The organism is Pseudomonas sp., assembly GCF_026224925.1.
GTDB lineage: Bacteria > Pseudomonadota > Gammaproteobacteria > Pseudomonadales > Pseudomonadaceae > Aquipseudomonas.
In genome coordinates, this window is sequence record NZ_JAMFRV010000493.1 from 1 (window position 1) to 6920 (window position 6920).

The window sequence follows — 6920 nt, forward strand, 5'->3', positions numbered from 1 at the left end:
CATAGCCGCGACCCTCAGCGGATTCGGTTGGGTAACGATGGGCGCAGCCGCGGTCAATGCAATCATCGCCCCATGGTTTGTGACCAACCGCCCAGCCGCCTTGGCTATGGCCTACAACGGCGCAAGTATCGGCGGCGTCGTATTTTCATCTGCTTGGGTCTACATGATTAGCCGGTTTGGGTTCCCACAGACCGCCATATGGGTGGGAATGCTTTCAACGGCAGTTATTGCAGCGCTTTCTTTCAAAGTGTTCAAGATCCGGCCCGGGCAGATCGGCCAATATCCCGATGGTGCACGTCGCGACCCGACTGAACCGACACATTCACCGGACAACTCAGCGATACCGGTGTGGGGTAATCGACAATTCGTCACGTTGACGTTAGCCATGTCCTGTGGACTGTTCGCCCAGATCGGACTGATCAGCCAGTTGTTCCTGTTGTTGGTCGATCACGTCACGGAAGAAAAAGCCGGCCTGGCAATGGGCCTGGCAACCGCAAGCGCCATCGCGGGAAGGTTTTTGTCCGGCTGGCTGATCCCGACAAGCGCCAACCGCCGCAACGTTGCATGCATGAGCTATGGCTGTCAGTTGTCGGGGTGCCTGATTCTGATGGGAATAAGCGCAATCCCCTCGCTGCTATGGGTAGGCATGGTACTTTTCGGCATTGGTATCGGCAACGCAACGTCCCTGCCGCCGCTAATTGCTCAGTCAGAGTTTCCACGCCAGCAAATTCAGCGCGTCGTTACGCTGATCGTTGCAACTGCACAGGGCTGCTACGCGTTTGCTCCGGTATTTTTTGGAGGCGTTAAATCGCTGTTTGTCGGGGCGTATGGTGAGTTATTGATACTGGCTTTGGCTGGCGTCATTCAGGGCCTTGCGATGCTCGCACTTTTTATTGGTCGCAAAGCGGCGCCCATAAACCCTTCGATCCATTCCCTAAATAGGCGTATCCCTGGCTGCAGAGTAAACTGCACTCCAGGCTTGTCGGAGCAATTAATTTTAAATCAGGAATCAACGTGCCCAAATCTATTGAGGATAATGCAACCCTCGAGTCCTTCTCTCTCGAAAGCCCCTCCCCTCTGTATGCACGGATCAAGCAAATCATCATGCAGAAGATTCGCTCCGGTGCCTGGCTGCCCAACTCCAAACTCCCCTCTGAAAGTGAGCTGCTGAGTTTGCTGGGTGTGAGTCGCATGACCATCAACCGCGCCCTGCGAGAGCTGACCATCGAGGGCTCGTTGGTGCGCATGCAGGGAGTGGGTACCTTTGTGGCCGAGCCCAAGGGGCATGCCGCACTCTTCGAGATCCACAATATCGCGGAAGAAATTGCTTCCCGGGGTCATGAGCATCGCTGCGAAGTGATCGTACTCGAGGAAATGCCCGAACGTGCCCGTGCTTCAATGCCCTTCCCGCTCGACGGGGTCAAGCGCGTGTTTCACTCGGTGGTGGTGCACCACGAGAATAATGTACCGGTGCAGATCGAAGAACGCTTCGTCAATGCCGAAGTCGCACCCGCTTATCTGCAGCAGGACTTTACCAAGGTCACGCCTTACGCCTATCTGATCCAGTTGGCACCATTGACCGAAGGCGAACATGTGGTCGAGTCCATCCATGCCAAATCCGCGGAGTGCAAACTGTTGCACATCAAGCGCTATGAGCCGTGCCTGTTGATTCGCCGTCGTACCTGGGCGGCAAAGGGTCAGGTCGGTTGCGCGCGCCTGGTTTATCCCGGCTCGCGATATCGCCTGGAAGGTAAATTCGGCAACTGAATCACGGGTCGAGCGGCCCCCGCCTGCCGCTCGATATGCCACCCCTGCAGACGCTTTTACTGCCACTGCCCCTGAGCGGCAGAAAGGTGACACCTGCGCGTAATACGCGCACCAAAGTGTTACGTAAAGGCCGCCAGTTCAAAGAAAATTTACAAAATTGCAACAGAATTCTCAAGCGACTTCTCGCCATAAATTTTTAACTAAAATTTCAAACTATTGAAATTAAATAGCTTTTTAAGTTTTTCAATTTCTCTACGCTTCAATAAAAACTGTTTTGGCCCTTAACTTGCACCTACTTGTACATACAGGCTGGTATAAGCATTGACTGTGTCTGCCAACCCGATAACCACTGAATGAGGAGATGACCATGACCAGCAGCCCGTTTACCCAGCAGCTAAAGGGCGTTCGCGTTCTGGACCTAAGCCGCGTATTGGCCGGTCCGCATTGCACCGCCATGCTCGCGGACCTTGGCGCCGACGTCATCAAATTCGAAGTTCCCGGGCACGGTGATGACAGCCGCCACCTGGGCCCATTCAAGGACGGCGAAAGCGTCTATTTTGGCCTGATCAATCGCGGCAAGCGCAGTGTCGAGATGGACTTCAAGTCCACCTCTGAACGCGCGCGCTTATATGAACTGGTGCGTGACGCCGACGTCGTCGTGGAGAACTTCCGCCCTGGTGTAACTCGTCGTCTGGGTATCGACTTCGACACCCTCAAGCAATACAACCCCAAGCTGATCTATGCGAGCATTTCTGGCTTCGGCCAGCACGGTCCGCTGTCGCGCAACCCAGCCTATGACATCGTCGCCCAGGCGATGTCCGGGCTGATGAGTGTCACCGGCTTTACCGAGACAGGACCGACGCGCAGCGGTGAGGCTATCGGCGATCTATGTGCCGGCGTATATGCCGCCTGGGCGATCAGCTCGGCGTTGTTCGCCCGCGAACGGCATGCACCGGGGGCGCAATACATCGACGTCGCCATGTTCGATGTGTTGTTCAGTCTGCAAATGACCGGCCTTTCCAATCTGTTTGCCAATGGCGTTGCACCGGGTCTGGTCGGCAACCGCCATCCGATATCGACACCCTTCGACACCTACCGCGCCGCCGATGGACAGGTGGTCATCGCGGTAGCGAGCAACAAGCTATTCCTGCGCTTTTGCGAATGCTTGGGTAGGCCTGAACTTGGCAACGACCCGCGCTTTGCCGATGACCCACAACGTACGTTGAACGAGCCCGCGCTGCGCGCTGAAATCGAGACCTGGACGCGCCAACTGAGCGTCGACCAGGTTTGCGACATCCTGCTCGATGCAGGCGTGCCGTCCTCACCCGTGTGGAACCTTGCCCAAGCCGCCGAAAGCGAACAAGCCCAAGCCCGTCAGTTGCTGATTCGACCCGAGGGCTCTGTTCAACCGCTGGTGCCGCAACCGGTTTTCTTCAACGGTCATAAACCCCATACCGTCACTCTCGCCCCGCGCCTTGGCGCAGACAACGAGGCATTCGGACTGCACAAACAGGAGTCTTCCCATGAACTTTGAACTGGATCAGGTCGAACTGGCCGTCGTCGAAACCGTCGAAAAACTGGCTCGCGAGGTTATCCAGCCACGCGCCCAACATTACGATGAAACCGAAAGCTTCTGTGCCGAGAGCCTGCAGGCTTTGGCCGAGTTGGGTGGCATGGGTATCAATCTCCCCGAGGAATACGGAGGACTGGGCATTGGCAGCCTGGCCATGAGCCGCGTGGTTGAAGCCGTCGCCGGCGCTTGTGCATCGACTGCATCGGCCTTGACTGCACATTTTCTGGCGACCGATTCGATCCTGATCGGCGGCACCGAAGCGCAGAAACAGGAATGGCTGCCTCGCGCCGCCACTGGCAAATTGCTCGGAGCCTTCGCCCTGACCGAGCCGGCAGCCGGCTCCAATCCGGCCGACATGCGTTGCCGGGCGCAACAAGAAGATGGCGGTTGGCGGGTGCGCGGCAACAAGCATTACATCACCAACGCCCGCGAAGCAGGTTTCATCGTGCTCTATGCCAAGACGGACGCAGAGGCCGGGCACAAAGGTATCAGCGCCTTTATGATCCCTCAGGGAACCGCTGGCATTAGCTTCTCCAGCCCGGAAAAAACCATGGGGCTTCGCGGCAGTAAGATCTATGAACTGGCCCTGGACTGCTGGCTACCCGACTCGGCATTGCTCGGCAGTGAAGGCGCCGGCTTCAACACTGCGATGGCAGTGCTTGATCGCGGCCGAGTAGAAGTCGCAGCCATGTCATTGGGCATCGCTGATGCGGCTTTGCAAGCGAGCTTAAATTGGGTCCGCGAACGGCAGATAGGGCCCAAGCCGCTTGCCGCCTATCAGGGAACACAATGGCGCCTCGCCGATATGTATGCGCAGTTGGAAAGCGCCCGCATGCTCACCTGGAAAGCCGCCGCCCGCCGTGACAGCGGTGAACGCTTCAGCCTGGACTCGGCCACCGCGAAACTGGTCGCATCCGAATGTGCCGGCTTCGTAACCGATGCCGCGCTACAGCTCCATGGCGGCTATGGCTACATTCGCGATCTGCCGTTAGAGCGCTATGTGCGCGACGCGCGGATCCTGCGAATTTTTGAAGGGACCTCGGAAGTGCAGAAAATCATCATTTCGCGAAGCCTGCTAGACGCCCAGCGCTAACCGAGCGAAAGCCCGAGAATTCGCCGATGAGTACGAGGACAAAGGCAAGCTCAATGGTGAGATTGGCCTGATCACCAATGCTGCCCTTGGAATGCTGTACGGCTCAGATGAATAGATCCAGAACTCGCTCTCAGCTTCTTTGTTGCAGCATCTGATCCAGGGCATGGTTGAGGTTGGCATCTACCTTTAAAAGCAGGTCGAGCAATAGCGTCTGTTCTTGAAGGGTCAAACCACTCAGCGCCTGGTTGCACGTCTGATCCATCACGCGCTTGGCTTTAGGCAACTGACTAGACGCTTGCGCCGAGAGCGAGATAAGGCGGCTGCGTCCATCAGCCGGATCGGGTACGCGTTGCACCAGTTCGTCACGCTCCATGCGGCTTAACAGTTGAGCCATGCTGGGTTGCTCCACGCGCGCAACACGTGCCAGCTCGCCCTGCGACATAACACCGGCTTTCTTTAGTGTCACCAACACCGGTAATTGGCTGATTGAGAAACCCAACTCGCGCAGCGGAGCATCGACTAACCGAGCGAATGTTCTGGACACCTGGCCGATCAGTCTCATGGGCTGATTGGAGTCGGGTCTGAGCGCGCTTGACATAGATAGGCACCTATATTATTTGTATAGGCACCTATATTAATGATTTTTTCCCATGAATACCAATCAGCGTATCGCTATCATTGGTTGCGGCCCCGGCGGTTTAACTCTGGCCCGCATCCTTCATCTTCATGGTATTGCGAGTACTGTTTTCGAGCGCGAGGCGCATTCGCTCGTACGGCCCCAAGGCGGTAGTTTGGACCTGCACGAAGGCTCCGGTTTATTGGCGCTTGAGCACGCCAAGTTGAGAGAGGCCTTCCACACTGTCGCTCGCTACGACGATCAAGGAGCACGACTGCTCGATAAACACGGGCGAGTTCTTTTCGATCATCAGGACAACGGCGAAGGCGACAGGCCCGAAGTGGACCGCACGGCGCTGCGCGCTCTGTTGATAGACTCTTTACCGCCCGAGTCTGTTCGATGGAACTGTGTACTGCGCGACCTCGTTGATGCTGGAGACGGTCGCTGGAACCTTGTTTTCGACCATGGTAACGAGGGCCCCTTTGATTTAGTGGTCGGTGCAGATGGCACCTGGTCGCGTGTCAGACCCTTGTTGTCAGCTTACGAGCCGCACTACAGTGGGTTGTGCTTTGTCGAGTTTGGTATCGACGATATCGACCACTCCCATCCCGCGCTGGGCAAGCTGGTGGGCCACGGCAAAATAGACGTGGAAGGCGATGGCAAAGCAATCATCGCCCAGCGTAATGGTGATTCACATGTTCGTGGCTACGCGATCTTTCGCGTGCCGCTGGGCTGGGTGGAGCAGCGCTTTGATTTCACCTCTGCGCTAGCCACGCGCGACGGATTGGTGCGGGAGTACACAGGGTTTGCCGACGAGATCCTGGATCTGTTTCGGGCCAGCAATGATCATTTCGCCATTCGCCCGATCTTCGCCTTACCCGTGGGCCACTGCTGGGTGAACCGCCAAGGCTTGACCCTTATCGGCGATGCGGCACACGTGATGTCTCCCTTTGGTGGCGATGGCGTGAACAACGCTATGTTAGATGCCGCCGAACTCGCACGCTTACTGGTCGATCACGGTACATCGACCTACGCGGTAGCCGAGTACGAACGACTGATGTTCGCTCGCGTTCTCACATCGGCCAAAGGTGCGGCTGACGCAGCGGCAACATTTCTGTCGCATGACGGACAGGCACTGACGGTAGCAATGTACCGCAGCCACCATACTGCTTCTGCGTAAATTTCAAGAGGTAGTTTGGCAAGTGTACTCAAAGGAAACTCTGAATGTTCGAGCTGCTGGCAACGGCGTGTCTCGAAGATTTAAGTTCTCCTCATCATCTTTAGATAAGAAGTTGCAGCTGGCTCGGCTCAATTGAGTAAGCATTTCCCAGTCTCTCCAGGCTAATCCTGATATTCCGTCCGCCACGGTGCAACGCCGGACGGACTCTATTGGCCAGCTTCTGGCAAACTCTCCCCATAACATGTCTCTGGCCTCTGGCCGATGTCGGGAATAATAATGAAACTGCATCAACTTCGAGCCCTCGTCTCCATCCATGAAACCGGCAGTCTGCAGGATGCTTCAACCGTCCTGCACTTGACCCAGTCGGCGCTGAGCCGGGCCATTAAAGAACTTGAGAGTGAACTGGGCATCACCTTGCTGGTGCGCTCGAACAAGGGAATGACCCTCACCGAATATGGCCAGCGCATGCTGGGCCACGCTCGCCAGGCCTTGGAAAGCGTGCGCCGCGCGCGCCAGGAAATCGAAGACATGAAAGGCCTGGTGGTCAGCGAGATCACCATCGGCGTGACCCCGGTCACAGCCATCCTACAACCGTTCAAGCAGGTCCTGCTGGAGTTCCAGCAGACCTATCCACAAGCCTCACTGCGCGTCCTGGAACTGCGTCCGGCGCAACTGCTGCAACACCTGCGCG

Annotated in this window: 6 protein-coding genes and 1 pseudogene; 6 read left to right on the forward strand and 1 reads right to left on the reverse strand. The window is 56.8% G+C overall.

What is annotated here, in order from left to right:
* The 4 genes and pseudogenes from M0974_RS21080 to M0974_RS21095 form a co-directional block, all read left to right on the forward strand.
* A pseudogene (locus tag M0974_RS21080) lies at positions 1 to 889 on the forward strand (MFS transporter); the annotation flags it as partial.
* A 215-nt stretch (positions 890 to 1104) separates the two neighbouring features.
* A complete protein-coding gene (gene hutC, locus M0974_RS21085) occupies positions 1105 to 1767 on the forward strand; it encodes a histidine utilization repressor (protein ID WP_297841215.1) in 663 nt (220 codons plus the stop codon).
* 367 nt (positions 1768 to 2134) lie between these two features.
* The gene (locus M0974_RS21090; RefSeq protein ID WP_297841218.1) at positions 2135 to 3301 is read left to right on the forward strand and encodes a CaiB/BaiF CoA-transferase family protein; all 1167 of its coding nucleotides are present in this window, start codon (positions 2135 to 2137) and stop codon (positions 3299 to 3301) included.
* Positions 3291 to 4433 (forward strand): acyl-CoA dehydrogenase family protein, encoded by a 1143-nt coding sequence (locus M0974_RS21095; RefSeq protein WP_297841220.1) that lies wholly within the window; start codon positions 3291 to 3293, stop codon positions 4431 to 4433. The genes M0974_RS21090 and M0974_RS21095 overlap by 11 nt, the downstream gene beginning before the upstream one ends.
* Positions 4434 to 4563: 130 nt before the next feature.
* Here M0974_RS21095 and M0974_RS21100 read toward each other — a convergent pair whose 3' ends face one another.
* The gene (locus M0974_RS21100; protein WP_297841225.1) at positions 4564 to 5031 is read right to left on the reverse strand and encodes a MarR family transcriptional regulator; all 468 of its coding nucleotides are present in this window, start codon (positions 5029 to 5031) and stop codon (positions 4564 to 4566) included.
* 52 nt (positions 5032 to 5083) lie between these two features.
* Here M0974_RS21100 and M0974_RS21105 point away from each other — a divergent pair, with 52 nt between their 5' ends.
* Together M0974_RS21105 and M0974_RS21110 are read left to right on the forward strand one after the other, a co-directional pair.
* Positions 5084 to 6229: an NAD(P)/FAD-dependent oxidoreductase gene (locus M0974_RS21105; RefSeq protein ID WP_297841228.1), complete on the forward strand. Its 1146-nt coding sequence runs from the start codon at positions 5084 to 5086 to the stop codon at positions 6227 to 6229.
* Between the two features lie 276 nt (positions 6230 to 6505).
* Positions 6506 to 6920: LysR family transcriptional regulator (locus M0974_RS21110; protein WP_297841231.1), on the forward strand; the 415-nt coding region annotated here is incomplete at its 3' end.